This window comes from Herbiconiux sp. UC225_62 (assembly GCF_042694625.1).
GTDB lineage: Bacteria > Actinomycetota > Actinomycetes > Actinomycetales > Microbacteriaceae > Herbiconiux.
The window spans coordinates 2,542,423-2,561,562 of sequence record NZ_CP170551.1; the positions used below are offsets into that span (position 1 = coordinate 2,542,423).

Consider the following 19,140-nt stretch of genomic DNA (forward strand, 5'->3'; position numbering starts at 1 on the left):
GGGGCTCGACCGGCGGCCCGAATCGGGTCGGCCGGTCGGGCCGTCAGATCACGGCTTCCAGGCGAAGTACTGCGAGCCGTACATGAAGGAGATGTGCCAGCCGTCCTGGCAGGTGAGTGCCGAGGTGTCGAGTGCTTGGGGCCACCAGGTGTCGTCGAGCGGCGGCTCGTTGCCGGCGATCGAGGCGTCGCACGGGCCGCCGATGGCCTCGGGCGCCGGATCGCCGAACTGCATGATGGCCTCGCCGGTCTCGGAGTTCTCCTTGATGCGGATCATCTGCGCATCGTCGGGCACCCAGGACGGGATCGCGATGGTGGCGCTCGACGCCTGGGCGTCGGCCTTCGTCGGGTAGAGCTGGGTCTCGATCGGCGGAGTGATCGCGTTCGCCAGGGTGCAACCGGACAGCGTTGCGACGAGTCCTGCCGCCGCTAATCCGGCGAGAAGCGCTCGTCTTTTCATCGGCTGTGGGTGATCCTCTCCTGCTGGGCATCCGGGTGCAACGGCTGCCACCGAGCTACAGCGTACTCGACTGCATACCCTGGTTCCCGCGAGATCGCTCGGAGCGGGGTGCCTTCGGCCTCGTAGTGCTCACGTGCGCGTGCCTCGTGGCCGGCAGGTGGGAGCCCTCCCGAGCGCACCACTCGCCACCACGGATGCGCGTGACCGTACCGTCGCATCGCGCTTCCGACCGCCCGCGCGGCACGGGTTCCGAGGAGCGCGGCGATGTCGCCGTAGCTCAGCACCTTCCCGGGCGGGATCGAGTCGACGATGTCGAGCACGTCGTCGACGAAGGAAGGCGGGGAGTCCGCCTCGGGAGGATCGGTGGGGCCAGGGCTCACAGATCCAGTGCGGCGATGGTCTCGCCGTACGGGGTCTCGCCGATCGGCACGAACCCGAGCTTCTCGAAGAACGCCGCCGGGCCGGCTTCGCCCTGCTCGAAGATGACGGTGACACGGTCGAAGCCGCGCGAACGCGCCTCGTCGGCCAGCGCGAGCACCGCGAATCGACCGACGCCATGGCCCTGGGCCGTCGCGGCCACGTTGATGCGCCAGATGCAGCCGCGGAACTCGACCTCCGGCGCATCCGGATCGAAATTGCCCATGATGAAGCCGACGACCTCGTCGTCTTCGAGCACCACACGAGGCCAGGCCGTGACCGGGTTGACGTACGCCTCGGCGATGGAGTGCGAGACCGGAGCCACGAACTGCTCCTGCCCAGGCTTCAGCGAGAGCGTGTTCGCCGCCACGATGTTCGATGCCGACAGCTCTTCGAGCCTCAGTTCACTCATGGACTCAGGCTAACGTCTGCGATGGGGCCGCGCCAGCGCGCCGAGCCGCACTCGGGCATCGTTCGCTCTCCGGAAACTATCTCGATGTCGAGATATCTCCGGGAACGGGTAAACTGGCTGACGGCCCATTTCCGGCGGCTGTTGAGGAGCTGAATTGTCCAAGATCAAGGTTGAAGGCACCGTCGTCGAACTCGACGGCGACGAGATGACTCGAATCATCTGGCAGGCCATCAAAGACACACTGATCCACCCCTACCTCGATGTGAACCTCGAGTACTACGACCTCGGCATCGAGCACCGCGACGCGACCGACGACCAGGTCACGATCGACGCGGCTCACGCCATCCAGAAGCACGGCGTCGGCGTCAAGTGCGCCACCATCACGCCCGACGAGGCGCGTGTGGAGGAGTTCGGCCTCAAGAAGATGTGGAAGTCGCCGAACGGCACCATCCGCAACATCCTCGGTGGCGTCATCTTCCGTGAGCCGATCATCATCTCGAACATCCCGCGCCTCGTGCCGGGCTGGAACAAGCCGATCATCATCGGCCGTCACGCCTTCGGCGACCAGTACCGCGCCACCGACTTCGTGTTCAAGGGCAAGGGCAAGCTGACCGTCGAGTTCACCCCGGAAGACGGCTCCGAGCCGCTGAAGTTCGAGGTCTACGACGCGCCCGACGACGGCATCGCCCAGGTGCAGTACAACCAGGACGCCTCGATCCGCGATTTCGCCCGCGCCTCGCTCAACTACGGCCTGAGCCGCAACTACCCGGTCTACCTCTCCACCAAGAACACGATCCTGAAGGCCTATGACGGCCGTTTCAAGGACATCTTCCAGGAGATCTTCGAGACCGAGTTCAAGGAGCGCTTCGACGCCGCCGGCCTCACCTACGAGCACCGTCTGATCGACGACATGGTCGCGTCGGCCATGAAGTGGGAGGGCGGCTACGTCTGGGCCTGCAAGAACTACGACGGCGACGTGCAGAGCGACACCGTGGCGCAGGGCTTCGGCTCGCTCGGCCTCATGACCTCGGTGCTGTCGACGCCCGACGGCAAGGTCGTCGAGGCGGAGGCCGCTCACGGCACCGTCACCCGGCACTACCGCCAGCACCAGGCCGGCAAGCCCACGTCGACCAACCCGATCGCCTCGATCTACGCCTGGACGCGTGGCCTCGCCCACCGCGGCAAGCTCGACGGCAACCAGGAGCTGATCGACTTCTCGCTCACCCTCGAAGACGTCGTGATCAAGACGGTCGAGTCGGGCAAGATGACGAAAGACCTGGCGCTGCTCGTGAGCCCCGACCAGCCGTACCAGACCACCGAGGAGTTCCTCGCCACGCTGGATGAGAACCTCAAGGCGCGCATGGCCGCCTAGGTTCCCCGTCTGATCCCAGAAGGCCCCCACCGCCCAGCGGCTGGGGGCCTTCTGCGTGTTCAAGCCGATGGAGTTCTGGTGGATACGCCGCTGAAGCTCCATCCATTCGCGACGGAGGCCCCGATCGCCATCCAGATGAAGCGGCTAGAGAGGGCGGCCGGCCGCCAGGACGGACTGGACGGCCCAGTCGGCGTCGAGGAGCACGGCGTCGGCGGCGTAGCCCGGGCGGAGGTACCCCAGGTCGTGATCGCGACGGATGGCGCGCGCCGGGTTCGCGGTGAGCGCCGCGACGGCGAGGACCGGGTCGATGCCCGAGGCGCCGACCGCCCAGCGCAGCGCTGCATCCTGGGTGAGGGTCGAGCCCGCGATGGTCGAGGTGCCGGAGAGCATCGCACGTCCGCCCGTGACGCTCACGTTGAGCGTGCCGAGGCGGTAGTGGCCGTCGACCGAGCCGGCGGCGGCCATGGCGTCGGTGATCAGCACGATACGGTCGGGGGCGATCCGGAATGCCATCTTCACGACATCCGGATGCACGTGGAAACCGTCCACGATGAGTTCGAGGCCCACGCGCGGGTCGTCGAACGCGGCCACCACCGGGCCCGGTTCGCGGTGACGGATGCCGGCCATCGCGTTGAAGGCGTGGGTGAGCAGCGTGGCGCCGCGGTCGAACGCTTCGCGGGTGAGCGCCAGGTCGGCATCCGTGTGGCCCACGGCCACCACCACGCCCGCCGCCACGAAGGCGTCGATGGCTTCGAGCGACCCTGGCAGTTCCGGAGCGATGGTGATCTGCACGAGGTGCCCGCGCCCCCGCGCGATCATGAGCGACACCTCCTCAGGGGTGGGCGAGTGCAGGAAGTCGGGGTTGTGGGCGCCGCGGTGGTTGCGCGCCAGGAAAGGGCCCTCGAGGTGGCTGCCGAGCACGAGCGGATCGGTGTCAGCGAGACTCGCCACCGTCTCGAGCCCCACGAGCAACGACGGCACGGGGTTCGCCACGAGCGAGATCACCGACCGGGTGGTGCCGTGCCGGCGGTGCAGGGCGAGGGCGGCGCGGATCGACTCCGTGCCGTCGTCGAAGGAATGCCCGGCGCCGCCGTGGCCGTGGATGTCGATGAACCCGGGCGTCAGCCAGAGTCCGCTCGCGTCGAGGATCTCGGTCTCGGCGGTGAGGTGCTCGCGCCAGCCCTCGCCGGTGCCGGTGCGCTGGATGCGGTCGCCTTCGGCGAGGAACCAGAAGTCGGCGTCGATGCCGTCGGCATCCACCTTCCGGCCGCTGTGCACCAGGACGCTCATCGGAACTCCTTGCGCCCCGCGATCACACCGGAGATGACGGCCAGCACGCCGAACACCACGGCGATGATCGGCTGACCGAGCATCAGCCAGGCCAGCGCCGCGGAGCCCATGATGACGATCTCGACCAGCGCCTTGCCGAAGGGGTCGATGCGGATGACGGCCTTGGGGGAGCGGAACAGCGCCCAGACCACGATCGCGAAGAGCGGGGTCGCGACGCCGAACGCGACGTTCCACGGGAACGGCCACGCCACGAAGCCCCAGAAGGCGAAGGTGAAGAACGCGAACAGCTCGAGAAGGAAGCGGACGAAGTCGTTGACGCCGAGGCGGCTGTCGGGGGGTTCTTCAGGCACCTGACAATGGTACTGGTCGCGATTTGTTTCGAGTTTGTAAAGATCGCTAGCAAATGTGGTCCGGCTCTTGTGGCGGCGTTTGTTCGTAAGCTTTACTAACAAACATGACCACGACATCGGCGTCGAATGCGGGCTTCGCACACGGCAGGGCCCTCCGACCCAGCTCGAAGGTGCTGCCCGAACACGCTCGGGGGCACAACCGCTCGCTCGTGCTGCAGACGCTCTACCGCTCCGGCCGCCGCAGCCGCGCCGACATCGCCCGGGAGACCGGCCTCACCCGCGTCACCGTGAGCGCGCTCGTCGCCGACCTCATCGCCGACGGCCTCGTGGTGGAACTTGGCCAGCGCGAAGAGACCCGCCCCGGCAAGCCCGCGACCCTGCTCGATCTCGACCGCAGCGCCTTCGTGATCGTGGGCCTCGACCTCTCCGAGCACTCCACCTTCTCGGGAGCGCTGCTCGACCTCGACGGCGGCATCAGCGCCCGGGCCGAAGTGGCCCTCGCCGGGAGCACAGGCGACGCGGCTGTCGAGAAGGTCGTCGCGCTCGCGCAACAGCTGGTCGACCAGGCGACCGTGCCCATTCTCGGCATCGGCGTCGGCTCACCCGGTGTTGTCGATCTCGGAGGCGTCGTCCTGAGCGCTCCGAACCTGGGGTGGAACGGGATGCCGCTGCAGAGCATCCTGAACGCCCGCTTCGGTGTTCCCGTGCTGGTGGCCAACGACGCGAACGCGGCCGTGCTGGCCGAACACAGCTTCGGCGGTGCCGACAGCGACGCGATGCTGATCAAGATCGGTCACGGTGTGGGCGCGGGCCTGCTGCTCGGCGGCACACCGTTGTTCGGCAGCCGCTTCGCCGCGGGCGAGATCGGGCACGTGGTGGTCGGCACCGACGGGGGAGCCGTGTGCGCCTGCGGCAAGCGCGGCTGCCTCGAGACGTGGCTGAGCATCCCGAACCTGATCGAACGACTCGAGGGGGAGGACGACGCCGCGCGAACGGCCGTGCTCCAGGAAGCCGGTCAGCGACTCGGCATCGCCCTCGCCCCGGTGGTCGGCGCGCTCGACCTCAGCGAGGTCATCCTCGCCGGCCCCACCGAACTTCTCGACGGGCCGCTCGCGGCCGCCACCGTCGAGACGCTCCGAAACCGAACGATGGCCGAGTTCCACGGCTCCGTGACGCTTCGGATGACCACGCTCGGGCAGGACATCGTCTTGCGCGGCGCGGCCGTCATGGTCCTCTCCGGCCAACTCGGGGTCTCGTAAGAGCCCTTCGCACCCAGATATCCATCGCCCTAGGAAAGGTAGAACACAATGAGGAAGACGACACTCGCTGTCACCGCCCTCGGCGTCACGGCAGCTCTCGCGCTCGCCGGATGCGCCGGTGGAACTTCGTCGGGAGGCAGCACCGACGCGGCCGACGGCGCGGACATCCGCGTCTGGCTGAACGGCACCGACACCCCGGATGCCGCTCGCGAGTACTTGAAGACCACCTTCGAGAGCGAGCACCCCGGCTCCACCCTCACCATCGAGGAGCAGAGCTGGACGGGGCTGGTCGACAAGCTGACGACGAACCTCTCGGGCTCCGACAGCCCCGACGTGGTGGAGGTGGGCAACACGCAGGCCGCGGCCTTCACCTCGGCCGGCGCGTTCCTCGACCTCAGCGACAAGTACGAGGAGCTCGGCGGCGACGACCTGCTCCCCGGCTTCGTGGAGGCCGGCAGCTACGACGGCGCCTTCTACGCCGCGCCCTACTACTCGGGCGCTCGCCTGGTGTTCTACAAGAAGGACCTGCTCGCGAACGCCGGTCTGACCGTTCCCACCACGCTCGACCAGTACGTCTCGAACGGCATCGCGCTGGCGCAGGCGAACCCGGGCGTCTCGGGCATCTACTTCCCCGGCCAGGACTGGTACAACGCCCTGCCCTACATCTGGGAGGCCGGCGGCGAGATCGCGACGCAGGACGGCGACACCTGGACCTCGACCTTCTCGAGCCCCGAGTCGATCGAGGGTCTGAAGCAGGTGCAGGAGGTCATGACCAAGGCGTCCGTCGCTCCGAAGGACGGCAACGAGACCGACCCGCAGGTTCCGTTCTGCGAGGGCACGGTAGCCAACCTGTCGGCGCCCAGCTGGGTGAAGGGGTCGATCCTCGCCCCGGCCGACGCGGATGCGCCCGGGTGCCCCGACCAGGAAGCCAACCTCGGCGTGTACGCGCTCCCCGGTAAGGACGGCGGCGCGGCGCACGTGTTCGCCGGCGGCTCGAACATCGCCGTGGCGGCCAAGTCGGCTCATCCCGATCTCGCCACCGACGCGCTCGAGATCATGCTGAGCGACGACTACCAGACGATCCTCGGGGAGAACGGTCTCGTTCCCGCCAAGCTCTCGCTGGCATCCACCCTCGGCACCGACGACGTCGCGAAGGCGATCGCCGAGGCGGCAGCCAACGCCAAGCTCACCCCGGCCTCGCCGAAGTGGGCCGACGTGGAGGCCTCCGGGGCGCTCACCGACTTCTTCGTGTCGATCGCCCAGGGCGGCGACGTGGAGCAGCTGGCGAAGGCGCTCGACGAGAAGATCGACTCCATTCTCAATGGCTAGCCTCTGAACTCCTCGGAGTCGAGAGAAACGGCGGTGGCCGCTGCGCGAACAGCGGTCACCGCCGGTCCAGACGCCCATCGCCCTAGGAAGGTGAGAGGCACATCGCAATCTTAACGGGAGGACCCCGATGAGCTCGTCCGTGACCCTGATCAGGGAGCACGAATCGGGCGGCCTGCAGGAGCTGCCGCCCGAACTCGGTCCGAAGAGCAGGCGGCTGCAACGACGCACCCGCCCGGGCCGCTTCACCCCCATCGTGCTGCTCGTGCCGGCGCTCGTGATCCTGGCGGTCGTGATCGGCTGGCCGCTCATCCAGTTGTTCGTGATGTCGTTCAAGGAGTTCGGCCGGTCGCAGGTGTTCGGCGCGCCGGCCCCGTTCGTGGGCTTCGACAACTACGTGCGGGTGCTCAGCGATCCGCAGTTCTGGGCCGTGCTCGGCCGGAGCGTGCTGTTCTGCGCGGCCAACGTGGTGACCGCCATGGTGCTCGGCACCCTCGTGGCACTGCTGATGCACCGGGTGAACCGGTTCTTCAAGCTGCTCGTGAGCGTGGGACTGCTGCTCGCATGGGCGATGCCCGCCCTCACCGCCACCATCGTGTGGGGCTGGATGTTCGACACCCAGTACGGCGTCGTCAACTACCTGCTCGAGGCCGTCAGCGGCCAGGACTTCACCAACCACTCCTGGCTGATCGACCCGTTCTCCTTCTTCGTGGTGGCCACCATCATCGTCACCTGGGGCGCCGTGCCCTTCGTGGCGTTCACCATCTTCGCCGGCCTCACCCAGGTGCCCGACGAGGTGCTCGAGGCATCACAGCTCGACGGCGCGGGCGCCTGGCAGCGCTTCCGTCTCATCGTCTTCCCGTACCTGCGGAGCATCTTCGTGGTGGTGATCATCCTGCAGGTGATCTGGGATCTGCGCGTCTTCACGCAGATCTTCGCCCTGCAGGGCATCGGCGGCATCAAGGAGCAGACCTCGACGCTCGGCGTGTACATCTATCAGACCTCGCTCGGCAAGGGCGACTACGGCACCGGCGGCGCGATCGCCGTGATCATGGTCATCCTCATGGTGGGCATCTCGATCTTCTACGTGCGCCGCAGCCTCAAGGAGGAGGAACAGTGACCGCCATCGCCACCCGGCCCGCCCGACGCCGGGTCAGTCCTCGCAAGCGCACCACCGGCATCCTGCTCGGCGTCGCCTCCGTCGTCGTCTTCTTGTTCTCGGTGTTCCCCGTCTACTGGATGGTGAACACCTCGCTGCAGCCCAACAACGAGATCCGCGGCAGCGTGCCGAACTTCGTGCCGCAGCACCTCACCACGGCGAACTACGAGACCGTGATCTTCGATCCGGGCCGCGCTCCCTTCCTGCCGGCGCTCGGCAACTCGCTCATGGTCACCGTCTCCACCGTGATCATCGCCCTGGTGTTCGCCTTCCTGGCTTCTCTCGCGGTGTCGCGCTACCGCTTCAAGAGTCGCAAGACCTTCATCTTCGCGATCCTCATCATCCAGATGATCCCTGCCGAGGCCATGATCGTCTCCACCTATCGGGTGCTCGATGGCTGGGGACTGCTCAACACCATCGCCGGACTCACCCTCGTGTACGTGGCGACCGTGCTGCCGTTCACCATCTGGACCCTGCGCGGCTTCGTGAACGGGGTGCCCGTCGAGCTCGAGGAGTCGGCGATGATCGACGGATGCTCGCGCTCGGGTGCGTTCTGGAGGATCACCTTCCCGCTGCTCGCGCCCGGTCTCGTCGCCACCGGCGTGTTCGGCTTCATCCAGGCGTGGAACGAGTTCCTGCTGGCTCTCGTCGTCAACTCGCGGCCCGAGATGATGACCCTGCCGGTGTGGCTGCGCACCTTCCAGCAGGTCACCGGAACCACGAACTGGGCGGCCATCATGGCCGGGTCGACGCTGATGGCCATCCCGGTCATCGTCTTCTTCCTGCTCGTGCAGGGCCGGATGACCTCGGGGCTCGTCAGCGGGGCGGTGAAGGGATGAGTCGGCAGCACATCCTGGGCACCCTCCTGCCCGGATTCGTGGGCACCACGCTGCCCGACTGGGTCGAGCGGATGCTCCGCGAGGGACTCGGTGGCGTGTGCCTGTTCCACGAGAACATCGTCTCCCCGACGCAGTTGCGGGAGTTGACGGCGGCGATCGTGGCGGCGAATCCGGATGCCCTCATCGCGATCGACGAGGAGGGTGGCGACGTCACGCGCCTGCACGGCGAACGGGGCGCACCCTTCCCGGGCAACGCGGTGCTCGGCCGGATCGACGACCTCGCCGCGACCCGATCGGTGGCCTCCGCCGTCGGCGCGGAGCTGCGGGCGGTCGGCGTGAACCTCGACTTCGCGCCCGACGTCGACATCAACTCCGACCCGCGCAATCCCGTCATCGGGGTGCGCAGCTTCGGCACGGATCCGGAGCTCGTGGCGCGGCACAGCGCGGCATGGGTCGAGGGCCTACAGGCGCAGGGCGTCGCAGCGAGCATCAAGCACTTCCCGGGGCACGGCGACACCGCCCAGGACTCGCATCTCGCCCTGCCGACCGTCGACGTCTCCCTCGAGACCCTCCGTGAACGCGAGCTGCTGCCCTTCGCGGCCGCCGTGCAGGCGGGTGCCTTCACCGTCATGACGAGCCACATCCTGCTGCCCCAGCTCGACCCCACGCATCCGGCCACCTTCTCGGCCGCGGTGCTCGAAGACATGCTTCGCGGCGAGCTGGAGTTCGACGGCGTGATCGTGAGCGATGCCCTCGACATGGTGGGCGCGAGCGGGGAGATCGGCATCCCGACAGCTGCCGTGCGCGCGCTCGCAGCGGGGTGCGACCTGCTCTGCATCGGAACGAGGAACACCGAGTGGCAGCTCGAGGAGATCGTCGAGCGGGTGTCATCGGCCATCGCCGAGGGCGAGCTGACGGTGGCCCGGCTCGCCGAGGCGACCGTGCGGTTGCGACAGCTGAGGGAGCGGATCCGTGACGCGGAGGAGCAGGCGGATGCGGCGGCCGCGGGGCCTTCGGCTCTGCCGGATGCGCACCGGGTGGCCACCTCGTTCGCGGTGACGCCCGATGCCGCGGAGCTGCTCCACGGCCCCGGGTGGGTCGTGGTGCGCCTCGACACCGTCGCGAACATCGCGGTGGGCCGGTCGGCGTGGGGGCCTTTCCTCGCTCTCGAGGAAGGGGGCCCACGTCTTCCCGTGTTCGCGATGACGGAAGAGGACTGGCGGGAGCAGATCGGACGTATTCCGTTCGAGGCATCCGTTCTGGTGATCGGCAAGGACAACCAGCGACGCGCGGAGGTGGTCGCGCTCGTCGACGCTTTGCGGGCACGGCACGAGCGCGTCGTGACCGTCGACATGGGGTGGCCGGGTGCCGATCCCGACTATGCCGGGATCGCGAGTTTCGGCGCATCCGCCCTCGTCGGCGAGGCGCTCGCCGGGTTCCTCGCCGAGAGGGGAGTTCGGTCATGAGGCTCGGGCTCGACATCGGTGGGACGAAGACGGATGCCGTGGCCGTCGACGACGACGGCACCATCGTCGACCGCGTTCGCCTCGCCACCGGCTTCGGGCCGGAGGCGGTCATCCGCACCGCCATCGACGGCGTGACCCGCATCGCGGAGATCACCGGGCGACCGGTCGAGGCCTTCGAATCGGTCGGGATCGGCATCCCGGGTCAGGTCGACGTGGTGACGGGCAACGTCTCGCACGCGGTCAACCTCGGCTTCGACGAACTCGACGTCGGTCGCCGACTCACGGCCGCGCTCGGCCTCGACGTCAAGGTCGAGAACGACGTGAAGGCCGCCGCGCTCGGCGCGTACCACCTGATGACCCGGAGGTCGCGCGCCGGGCGGGAGAGCGCAGCCCCGGGCGGTCCCGCAGGCTTCGTCGCCAGGGGCGCCGCAGAGGCGGCGGCGCCCGGTGGGCACAGCATGGCGTATCTGAATCTCGGCACCGGTCTCGCGGCGGGGCTCGTGATCGACGGCGCACTCTGGCGCGGAGCCCGGGGAACGGCGGGGGAGATCGGGCACATCCCGGTCGACCCGAACGGCGTGCTCTGCGCCTGCGGACAGCGCGGATGCCTGGAGACCGTGGCCTCCGGTTCGGCGATCGCCCGCCAATGGGTGACCGACGACCCCATCCCGGCCCGATCGCTGCTGGCAGCCGCCGACGCTGGTGACGAGTCCGCGCTGGCCATCCGCACCCTGCTGGTCGACAACGTGGCGGCGGCCGTGCGGGTGCTCGTGCTCACCGTCGACGTCGAGATCGTGATGATCGGCGGAGGACTCAGCAACCTCGGAGAGTGGCTGCTCGACGAGGTGCGCCGGGTTCTGACATCCTGGGCGGTGGAGTCGCCGTTCCTGGCGTCGCTCGGTCTCGAGGGCCGGGTGCAGCTGGTGCCGGCCGGATTCCCGGCGGCCGCCGTCGGCGCAGCCCTGGTGGGTGCCCCGGCGAACCGGCCCGGCAGCAGCGGCAACGTCGAGGGCCCCGGAACCATCGATCACGGAGAGAGGATCGCCACGTGGCAGAAGTGATCGTCGTCGGCAGTCGCGAAGCGGCCGGAGCCCTGGTGGCCGAGGCGATCGAGCGGCTGGTGGCGGGGAGACCGGATGCCGTGCTCGGACTCGCGACGGGCGACACGCCCCTGCCGGTCTACCGGGCGCTCGCCGAACGCGTCGCGGCGGGCCTCGACCTCTCGGCGGTACGCGGGTTCGCGCTCGACGAATACGTGGGCATCCCGGTGACGCATCCGGAGAGCTACCACTCGGTCATCGACCGCCAGGTGGTGCGGCCGCTGCGTCTGAATCCGGCGAGCATCCACGTTCCCGACGGCCGCCCGCTCGGCATCGAGACGGCGGGGGAGCGTTACGAGGATGCGATCCTCGCGGCGGGCGGGGTCGACCTGCAGATCCTCGGTGTGGGCACGGACGGGCACATCGGCTTCAACGAGCCCGGTTCGTCGTTCGCCTCGCTCACCCGTGTGAAGACGCTCACGAAGCAGACGCGGGAGGACAACGCGCGCTTCTTCGACTCGGTCGACGACGTGCCCATCCACAGCATCACGCAGGGGCTCGGCACCATCCTCCGGGCGAAGCGGCTCGTGCTCCTCGCGTTCGGCGCCGGCAAGGCGCACGCGGTGGCGGCGGCGGTGGAGGGACCGCTCACGGCGAGCGTGCCCGCCTCGGCCATCCAGCTGCATCCGCGGGCCACGGTCGTGGTCGACGAGGAGGCGGCGAGCATGCTCACCGAGCTGGAGTACTACCTCGACGCGTTCGCGAACAAGCCCACCTGGGACCCGGTCATCATCTGACCATTCCCACGCGCACCGCCGATCGGCAGAATGGCGGCATGGTGAAAGCAGCAGAGACCTTCGTCGCCGGGTTCTCGGCGAACCCCGACTTCGACTTCGAGATCCGCGGCGTGCTGGGCCTCGCCTTCTCGGGCGCATCCGATCCGGGCGAGGTGCTCGCCGCGGTGAACGGCATCGGCAAGAACGACCACGAGAAGTGGTTCACGGCGTGGGACGCCCTCGGCGACCGGGTGGCCGCCATCGGCGACGCCTCGTCGGAGGGCGGACACGACCAGAGCGCCGCCTCGGCCTACCTCCGGGCGTCGGCCTATTACGGAGTGGCGGTCAATGCGGTGTCGGCTCTCGACTCGGTCGACCGGCTGCTGCCCACGTTCACCAAACAGCGGCGGGCGTGGGAGCGGTTCATCGGCACGACCTCGGTCGACGCCCGCAGCGTGGAGATCCCGTACGAAGGGACGACTCTCCCCGGCTACTACTTCCGCAGCGCGGCGCCCGGCGACACGCATCCGGTGCTCGTGGCGGTGAACGGCAGCGACGGGTCGCTCGCCGCCCTCTGGGGGAGTGCCGTCTCGGGTGCGCTCGCCCGCGGCTACGACGCCCTCGTCTTCGACGGCCCCGGCCAGCAGTCGATGCTGTTCGAGCGCAACACGACGTTCCGACCCGACTGGGAGGCCGTGCTCACGCCGGTGCTCGACTTCGTGCTCGGCCACGCCGGTGTCGATCCCGACCGCGTGGCCGTCTACGGCATCAGCCAGGCCGGCTACTGGGTGCCGCGGGCACTCGCCTTCGAGCACCGCTTCGCGGCGGCGATCGTGGACCCGGGGGTGGTGGATGTCTCGACCTCCTGGACCTCGCACCTGCCGAAGAGCCTGCTGAAACTGCTCGACGAGGGGGAGAACGCGAAGTTCGATCGCGAGATGGCCCTGGGGTTGAAGCTGTCGCCGGGCACCGCCCGCACCTGGAACTTCCGCGCGCGTCCCTACGGCGGAGTCGGCTACGCCGAGACCATCGAGGCGGTGCGCGCGTACACCGTGGTCGACGAGGCCGGGGCGATCACGACTCCGCTCCTCATCACCGAGCCCGAGGACGAGCAGTTCTGGCCGGGGCAGTCCCAGGAACTGGCCTCCCTGACGCCCACGGTGTCGACGGTGGTGACGTTCACCGCGGCCGAGGGCGCGAACTACCACTGCCAGCCTCTCGCCCGTGCTCTCACCGAGCAGCGCATCTTCGACTGGCTCGACACCATCCTCGGGCGGGGGTAGGTTTCAACCTCGCCGCCTCCACCCACCGAAGATCGCATCGGCGAGCATTCCGAATGCCAGACCGATCATCGCGGCCGAGACCAAGAGCCAGAACTGCCGCCAGAACTCCGCGCGCTGCATCAGTCGATGGTCGACGTATGAGACAACCGGACCGAATCCTGACGTGTAGCTGCCCGGCTTGATCCGCCAACCCGCTTCATTCTCGAGTCCACCGGTGAGGATCGCCGCACCGGTCTCGTCGATGATTCCGAAAAGTGTCGCCATCTGCGGGATCGGACGAAACACGATGGTCGACGGGCTGAAGGGGGATGCGGCGTTGTATATGGCACTGCTTGCCAGTGTTGTGACCGCGGGCGCTTGAACGGCGAAGTACGGGCCCGACTGGGCTGCGTTTTCCTGATCGGGAGTCACCTCGACGCGCACGGCCGCTTTCGTCCAACCGACATCCGCTGGTCTGAAAAGGAAAGGGGTTCGCGCGAACTCCAACTCCAAGACGGTAGCGGATTGGGCCCGGTCGCGCGTGTCTTGCAGAAGTGGATGCTCAGCTTGTCCGGTCTCCTGAACCGTTGCGGTGGATCCGGTCGATGAGCTGAACGAAGCATGGATCATCGACTCGGAGTCGTCGCCGAAGTCGTTGGTAAGAATCCTGTAGTGACCCCCGTTGGCTGTGCCGGTGAAGGCGAGTCGCAGGTACAGCGGGGAGTATGCGCAATCGTCGGTGTCGCACTCGACGAAGCCGTCCATGGGGGCGCGGATCTCAAGAGCATACGTCTCGCGCGTCGTTGCGGTGAGGTGCATCTCGGTTGCGAACTCCATCCGTAGAGGCCGAAGCGAGGAGGAGCCGATCTCGATCGAGCCCGCATCGACATCGGCGACGTCGCCTTGCTTATCGGTCGACAGTACGGCCGCCGGGGGTGAAGCCAGCAAAACGTCCGTGCAGCCGAAGGCGGCCACGCCGAAGGCAATCAACACGGATGCGACGACGATCCGCGTGCGTACGGAGGGGCCGCGCATCGAGCGCACAACAGCCAGTGCTTCGGTATCGGCGTCCCAACGCGCCTGCTTCCTCCGCGTTCTGCTGTCTTTGCCCATTCCGGGAAACGTACTGGCTCAGCACGGTGAATGTAGGTAAATCGGCGAACTATACGTAGTCGGCTTCGCGAGAGCCGTAGGAGGTTCACCGGAAGACTGGCTCGACACCATCCTGACGCCCCCCTAGCAGTCTGTGTCCACCGCACTGCAGAAGCGGCGGCGCGCACGACCTAATAGTGCAGGCGGTGGTTCTGCACGGCGTCGTAGGTGAGGCGGAGAGACTCGTTCGCCTGCTCGTAGCTGCCCTGCAGCAGCCGCACGGTGAGGAAGTCCACCAGGGCGAGCTGCGCGATGCGGCTGGACATCGCTCCCGAACGGTAGCGACTCTCGCGCGAACTGGTGGTGAGCACCAGGTCGGCGAGCACGCCGAGCGGTGACTCGGGGAAATTGGTGATGGCGACGGTGGTGGCGCCGGCCCGCCCGGCGACGGTGAGCATGTCGTTGACCTCCACCGAGAGCCCCGAGTGCGAGATCGCGATCGCCACGTTCCCCGGCCGGGTCAGGGCCACCGAGGTGAGGGCGAGGTGCGGGTCGACCCAGGAGTACGAGCTCATGCCGATGCGGTGCAGCTTCTGCTGCAGGTCTTGCGCGGTCAACCCGCTCGATCCGACGCCGAAGATGTCGATCCGCGCGGCGTCACGGATGGCCCCCACCACGGCGTCGAGCGCCACCAGGTCGAGCGCGCGGGCGGTCTCCTCCACGGCCCGGGCCTCCTGGTACGCGACCTTCATCACGACGTCGAAGGCGCTGTCGTCGGGGCCGATGTCGGCATCCGATACCCGGAACTGGTCGCGCGAGGCTTCCTCGCGGGTGATCGCGGAAGCGATCGCCATCCGGAACGGCTTGTAGCCGGTGAAGCCCGCCGACTGGCACAGCCGCGCGACACTGGCCTGCGAGACGTCGCAGAGTTCGGCGAGCTGATTGATGGTCGAGTCGACCACGATCGACGGCTGTTCGAGCACCCGATCCGCGATGCGGCGCTCGGCCTTGCTCAGCGCGGGAAGGCGCTGGCGGAGGGCCATGAAGACATCGGTGGACATCCCTATTCCTCCAGACGGACGACAGCGTCGGCGACACGGAGCCGGAGTTCCCGGATGTCCGAGCGATGCCGAGTCGGATGGACCCGATTGGTCAGAAATACTATCGAACGCTCGCCCCGCGGCTCGACGATCAGGCTCGTGCCGGTGAAACCCGTGTGCCCGATCGCGCCCCTCTCCGCGAACGGCCCCATCCATTCGGCGTCGCCGATGCGAGGGCCGAGAGCCTGCCCGTAGGCCGGTCGTCGCTCGGCGGCAAGGCCGAGCGACCCGAGCTGGTCGGTCGTCATGGCGGCCACCGCCTCTTCCGGCAGCACCTGCCGCCCGTCGTGTCGCCCGCCGTTCCGCAGCATCTCGGCGAAAACGAGGAGATCGGGAGCGCTGCCGAACAGACCCGCATTTCCGGTCACTCCGCCGAGCGCCCAGGCCGTCTCGTCGTGCACCTCGCCGTGCACGAGTCCGCGGGGCATCCGCTGGTACTCGGTCGCGGCGATCCGGCCCCGCAGCTCCGGGCCGGGCGTGAAGGTCGTGTCGCGGAGACCGAGAGGCGCGAGCACCGTGCGCGACACCGCGGCATCGAGCCTCTCGCCGCTCAGGGCCTCGACGAGCAGTCCCGCCCAGAGGTAGCTCACGCAGGAGTACCGGTGGGTGCTGCCCGGCGGGTCACTGGGAAGCACCGAACGGAAGTGCGACCAGGCTGCAACGCCCTCCCGTCGATCGGTCCACTCGGCCGGCCACCCGGCGGTGTGGCTCAGCAGCTGAGCCGCGGTGACGGTCGTGAGTTCACCACGCCGATATTCGGGGAGGGCGTCCGCGACCCGGAGATCCGGCCCGGACCCCTGTTCGTGGAGCACCGTCAGGAGGGTCGCGGCCGTGAAGAGCTTCGTGATCGAGGCGAGGTCGAAGAGGGAGTCGACGGATGCCGGCACCTCCGCGGACTCGTGAACCGTACCCCGATCATCCGCGACTCGGGCGAGGGTGCCGCGCGCCTCGGAGACGACGACCCGTCCGCCGGAGGACACCAGCAGCACGGCGGCCGACGCCACCGGGGAGTCTCCCTCGGTCGTCTCGTCGAGGAGGTGTGCGATCTCGTCCATTCTCCGATTGTTTCACGCAGATGAAAAAAATCCACATGAGCTTGACGAATTGTGGGGTTTTGTTACAAGCTGCTCGATGACGTCGGAGCGCAAGCCGCCCGGGCGAACGAAACGAAAGAGCGACAACGATGGCGATGCACCACCCCGCACTCGAACCCCTCCTCGAGGGAGACGCGTACGTGCCCGAGACGGAGCAGCGGCTCACCGAGTCGCTCGAGCTCGACTCCCTGTCGACCACCGAGATCCTCGCTCTCCTCGCCTCGCAGGATCGCGTGGCGGTCGATGCCGTGGCCGCTGTCGCACCGCAACTGGCCGGTCTCGTCGACGTGGCCGTCGACCGCGTGCTGCGCGGCGGATCGGTGCACTACTTCGGCGCCGGCACCTCCGGTCGTCTCGCCGTTCTCGATGCCGCAGAGCTGCTGCCCACCTTCAACATCGAACCCGGTGTGGTCGTCGCCCACATGGCGGGTGGCTCGCAGGCCCTGGTGCACGCGGTGGAGAACGCGGAGGACTCGGTCGAAGACGGTCGGCGCGAAGCCGCGGCCCTGGGCGCCAACGACGTGGCCATCGGCCTCACCGCGTCCGGAAACACCCCCTTCGTCGGCGGCGCACTCGCCCAGGCGCGCGAGCTCGGCGCCCACACCGCCCTCATCTCGTGCAACCCGCGAGCGTCGCTCGCGGAGCTCGCCGACACCGACATCGTGCTGCGAACGGGTCCCGAGGTGGTGACCGGGTCGACCCGGCTCAAAGCCGGCACCGCCGAGAAGCTGGCGCTCAACGGGTTCTCGACCGCCTTGATGGTGGCCCTCGGCCGCACCTGGTCGAACCTCATGGTGTCGGTCGTCGCCACCAACGAGAAACTCCGCCGCCGCACACTGCGTATCCTCATGCAGTCGGCCGGTGTCTCGCAGCGCGAAGGCGCCGAGTTGCTGACGCGGGCCGACGGAGACCTCAAGGTGGCCATCGTCACCGCCGTCGCCGCCGTGCCGGTCGACCGGGCGCGGGTCGCCCTGGCTGCCGCGAAGGGCTCGGTGCGTGCCGCGCTGGCAGCGCTCGACGCCCCGTCGGCCTGAACGGCTCCGCACCTCTCTCACTTCCCACCCCACCGAGCACCACCAATCAGAACCACCAATCAGAAGGAGAACATCCATGATGCGCAGAGCACTCTCGCTCGCAGCGGGCGTCGCCGGCGTCGCGCTGCTGCTGGGCGGATGCGCCCCCTCGGCGCCCGTCAACGAGACGGCGGCATCCAGCGGTGACGACGTCACACTGAAGGTCTGGTCGTGGCGCACCGAGGACATCGATGCGTACAACACGATCTTCGACGTCTTCGAGAAGGAGCACCCCGGCATCACCGTCGACTTCGAGGCGTTCCAGAACACCGAGTACAACCAGATCCTCACCACGGGTCTCGCCGGCAGCGACGGACCCGACGTGCCGATGGTGCGCGCCTACGGGCAGCTTCAGCCGAACATCGAGGCCGATCAGCTCGACCCGATCGACGACATCGTGGACGGTCTCGACGACATCGCGCCGAGCGTTCTGGCCGGCGCGAAGGGCAAGGCCGACGGCAAGACCTATGCCGTCCCGCTCGCCACCCAGACCCTCCAGATGTTCTACAACAAGGACATCTTCAAGGAGAACGGCCTCGAGGTGCCCACCACCTGGGACGAGTTCATCTCCCTCAACGACACGCTGCTGGAGAAGGGCATCACCCCGATGGCCCTCGGTGTGAAAGACGACTGGATGATGCCGATCTTCGCCGACATCGTGGGCTCGGCCCGCTACGGCGGGAGCGCCTTCGAAGGTGAGGTGCTCGACGGCACCAAGACCTTCGAAGACCCGGATTACGTGGCGGCGCTGCAGATCGTGGCCGACATGAAGAAGTACCTCACGCCCGACGTGGTGGGCGTCAGCTACACCGACAGCCAGGTGCAGTTCACCTCGGGTCAGGCCGCGCAGTTCCCGGGCGGATCGTTCGAGATCGCGACCTTCGCCTCCCAGGCGCCCGACATGAACATCGGGTCGTACCAGGTGCCGCTGCCCCCGGACGCCGTATCGCCCACCCCGGTCAGCCCGGCCTACGCCGACGGAAACTTCGCCATCAACTCGAAGTCGAAGAACAAGGAGGCCGCCGCGGAGCTGCTGAACTGGCTCGCGACGCCGGAGTTCGGCCAGCTCGTGGCCGACGACCTCAACCAGTTCTCGGCGATCCCCGGCGTGACCTACTCCAACGAGGTCATGCAGGAGGCGTGGGACAACTACCAGAAGGGCGAGGCGCCCTACCTGCTGCTCGTCGACTTCCGCTACGGCGACCCGCTCGGCACCGCCGTGCTCGGCCCGCAGATCCAGAAGATCTTCATGGGCGAGCAGGATGCCGCGGGGGCAGCGACCGCGCTGCAGGACGGCATCTCGCAGTGGTTCACGCCCACGCCGTAATTCCACCGCACCCGAGCACGACCATCT

19 protein-coding genes are annotated in these 19,140 nt (G+C 68.1%); 11 read left to right on the top strand and 8 right to left on the bottom strand.

What is annotated here, in order from left to right; translation table 11 throughout:
• Positions 1–48: 48 nt before the first annotated feature.
• Genes ACFJGU_RS12375 through ACFJGU_RS12385 form a run of 3 tightly spaced genes read right to left on the bottom strand, consistent with a single transcriptional unit; the run spans position 49 to position 1,288 of the window.
• Positions 49–459, bottom strand: a complete 411-nt coding sequence (locus tag ACFJGU_RS12375) for a hypothetical protein (RefSeq protein ID WP_382303814.1) — start codon at positions 457–459, stop codon at positions 49–51.
• Positions 456–839 (bottom strand): MGMT family protein, encoded by a 384-nt coding sequence (locus ACFJGU_RS12380; protein ID WP_382303815.1) that lies wholly within the window; start codon positions 837–839, stop codon positions 456–458. Before ACFJGU_RS12380 ends, ACFJGU_RS12375 begins: the two co-directional genes overlap by 4 nt.
• Positions 836–1,288 carry a GNAT family N-acetyltransferase gene (locus tag ACFJGU_RS12385; protein WP_382303816.1) on the bottom strand — a complete coding sequence of 151 codons (453 nt, stop codon included), beginning with the start codon at positions 1,286–1,288 and terminating at the stop codon, positions 836–838. Before ACFJGU_RS12385 ends, ACFJGU_RS12380 begins: the two co-directional genes overlap by 4 nt.
• Positions 1,289–1,442: 154 nt before the next feature.
• Between ACFJGU_RS12385 and ACFJGU_RS12390 the strand changes: the two genes are divergently transcribed.
• Positions 1,443–2,660 carry an NADP-dependent isocitrate dehydrogenase gene (locus tag ACFJGU_RS12390; RefSeq protein WP_382303817.1) on the top strand — a complete coding sequence of 406 codons (1,218 nt, stop codon included), beginning with the start codon at positions 1,443–1,445 and terminating at the stop codon, positions 2,658–2,660.
• 144 nt (positions 2,661–2,804) lie between these two features.
• Here ACFJGU_RS12390 and nagA read toward each other — a convergent pair whose 3' ends face one another.
• Both nagA and ACFJGU_RS12400 read right to left on the bottom strand, forming a co-directional pair.
• On the bottom strand, positions 2,805–3,950 hold the full coding sequence (gene nagA, locus ACFJGU_RS12395; RefSeq protein WP_382303818.1) for an N-acetylglucosamine-6-phosphate deacetylase: 1,146 nt from the start codon (positions 3,948–3,950) through the stop codon (positions 2,805–2,807).
• Positions 3,947–4,300 (bottom strand): YrdB family protein, encoded by a 354-nt coding sequence (locus tag ACFJGU_RS12400; protein ID WP_092547803.1) that lies wholly within the window; start codon positions 4,298–4,300, stop codon positions 3,947–3,949. Before ACFJGU_RS12400 ends, nagA begins: the two co-directional genes overlap by 4 nt.
• 104 nt (positions 4,301–4,404) lie before the next feature.
• Here ACFJGU_RS12400 and ACFJGU_RS12405 point away from each other — a divergent pair, with 104 nt between their 5' ends.
• From ACFJGU_RS12405 to ACFJGU_RS12440, 8 genes are all read left to right on the top strand, one after another.
• Positions 4,405–5,559 (top strand): ROK family transcriptional regulator, encoded by a 1,155-nt coding sequence (locus ACFJGU_RS12405; protein ID WP_382303819.1) that lies wholly within the window; start codon positions 4,405–4,407, stop codon positions 5,557–5,559.
• Between the two features lie 48 nt (positions 5,560–5,607).
• Positions 5,608–6,888, top strand: a complete 1,281-nt coding sequence (locus ACFJGU_RS12410) for an extracellular solute-binding protein (RefSeq protein WP_382303820.1) — start codon at positions 5,608–5,610, stop codon at positions 6,886–6,888.
• A gap of 139 nt (positions 6,889–7,027) precedes the next feature.
• A complete protein-coding gene (locus tag ACFJGU_RS12415; protein WP_382303821.1) occupies positions 7,028–8,005 on the top strand; it encodes a carbohydrate ABC transporter permease in 978 nt (325 codons plus the stop codon).
• A complete protein-coding gene (locus ACFJGU_RS12420; RefSeq protein ID WP_382303822.1) occupies positions 8,002–8,883 on the top strand; it encodes a carbohydrate ABC transporter permease in 882 nt (293 codons plus the stop codon). The genes ACFJGU_RS12415 and ACFJGU_RS12420 overlap by 4 nt, the downstream gene beginning before the upstream one ends.
• Complete coding sequence (gene nagZ, locus ACFJGU_RS12425; protein ID WP_382303823.1) at positions 8,880–10,349, top strand: beta-N-acetylhexosaminidase; 1,470 nt, start codon at positions 8,880–8,882, stop codon at positions 10,347–10,349. Before ACFJGU_RS12420 ends, nagZ begins: the two co-directional genes overlap by 4 nt.
• Entirely contained in the window at positions 10,346–11,410 is a 1,065-nt protein-coding gene (locus ACFJGU_RS12430) for an ROK family protein (protein WP_382303824.1), read from the top strand. The genes nagZ and ACFJGU_RS12430 overlap by 4 nt, the downstream gene beginning before the upstream one ends.
• Positions 11,398–12,186, top strand: coding sequence for a glucosamine-6-phosphate deaminase (locus tag ACFJGU_RS12435; protein ID WP_382303825.1), 789 nt, complete (start codon positions 11,398–11,400; stop codon positions 12,184–12,186). Before ACFJGU_RS12430 ends, ACFJGU_RS12435 begins: the two co-directional genes overlap by 13 nt.
• Positions 12,187–12,224: 38 nt before the next feature.
• Positions 12,225–13,448 carry an alpha/beta hydrolase family protein gene (locus ACFJGU_RS12440; protein WP_382303826.1) on the top strand — a complete coding sequence of 408 codons (1,224 nt, stop codon included), beginning with the start codon at positions 12,225–12,227 and terminating at the stop codon, positions 13,446–13,448.
• A 3-nt stretch (positions 13,449–13,451) separates the two neighbouring features.
• On the opposite strand, the gene ACFJGU_RS12445 is transcribed toward ACFJGU_RS12440, so the two are convergent.
• From ACFJGU_RS12445 to ACFJGU_RS12455, 3 genes are all read right to left on the bottom strand, one after another.
• A complete protein-coding gene (locus ACFJGU_RS12445; RefSeq protein ID WP_382303827.1) occupies positions 13,452–14,540 on the bottom strand; it encodes a hypothetical protein in 1,089 nt (362 codons plus the stop codon).
• A 170-nt stretch (positions 14,541–14,710) separates the two neighbouring features.
• On the bottom strand, positions 14,711–15,580 hold the full coding sequence (locus ACFJGU_RS12450; protein ID WP_382303828.1) for a MurR/RpiR family transcriptional regulator: 870 nt from the start codon (positions 15,578–15,580) through the stop codon (positions 14,711–14,713).
• A 2-nt stretch (positions 15,581–15,582) separates the two neighbouring features.
• Positions 15,583–16,674, bottom strand: coding sequence for a serine hydrolase domain-containing protein (locus tag ACFJGU_RS12455; protein WP_382303829.1), 1,092 nt, complete (start codon positions 16,672–16,674; stop codon positions 15,583–15,585).
• A gap of 128 nt (positions 16,675–16,802) precedes the next feature.
• Between ACFJGU_RS12455 and ACFJGU_RS12460 the strand changes: the two genes are divergently transcribed.
• Together ACFJGU_RS12460 and ACFJGU_RS12465 are read left to right on the top strand one after the other, a co-directional pair.
• The gene (locus ACFJGU_RS12460) at positions 16,803–17,747 is read left to right on the top strand and encodes an N-acetylmuramic acid 6-phosphate etherase (RefSeq protein ID WP_382303830.1); all 945 of its coding nucleotides are present in this window, start codon (positions 16,803–16,805) and stop codon (positions 17,745–17,747) included.
• 76 nt (positions 17,748–17,823) lie between these two features.
• On the top strand, positions 17,824–19,113 hold the full coding sequence (locus ACFJGU_RS12465; RefSeq protein WP_382303831.1) for an ABC transporter substrate-binding protein: 1,290 nt from the start codon (positions 17,824–17,826) through the stop codon (positions 19,111–19,113).
• Positions 19,114–19,140 lie beyond the last annotated feature (27 nt).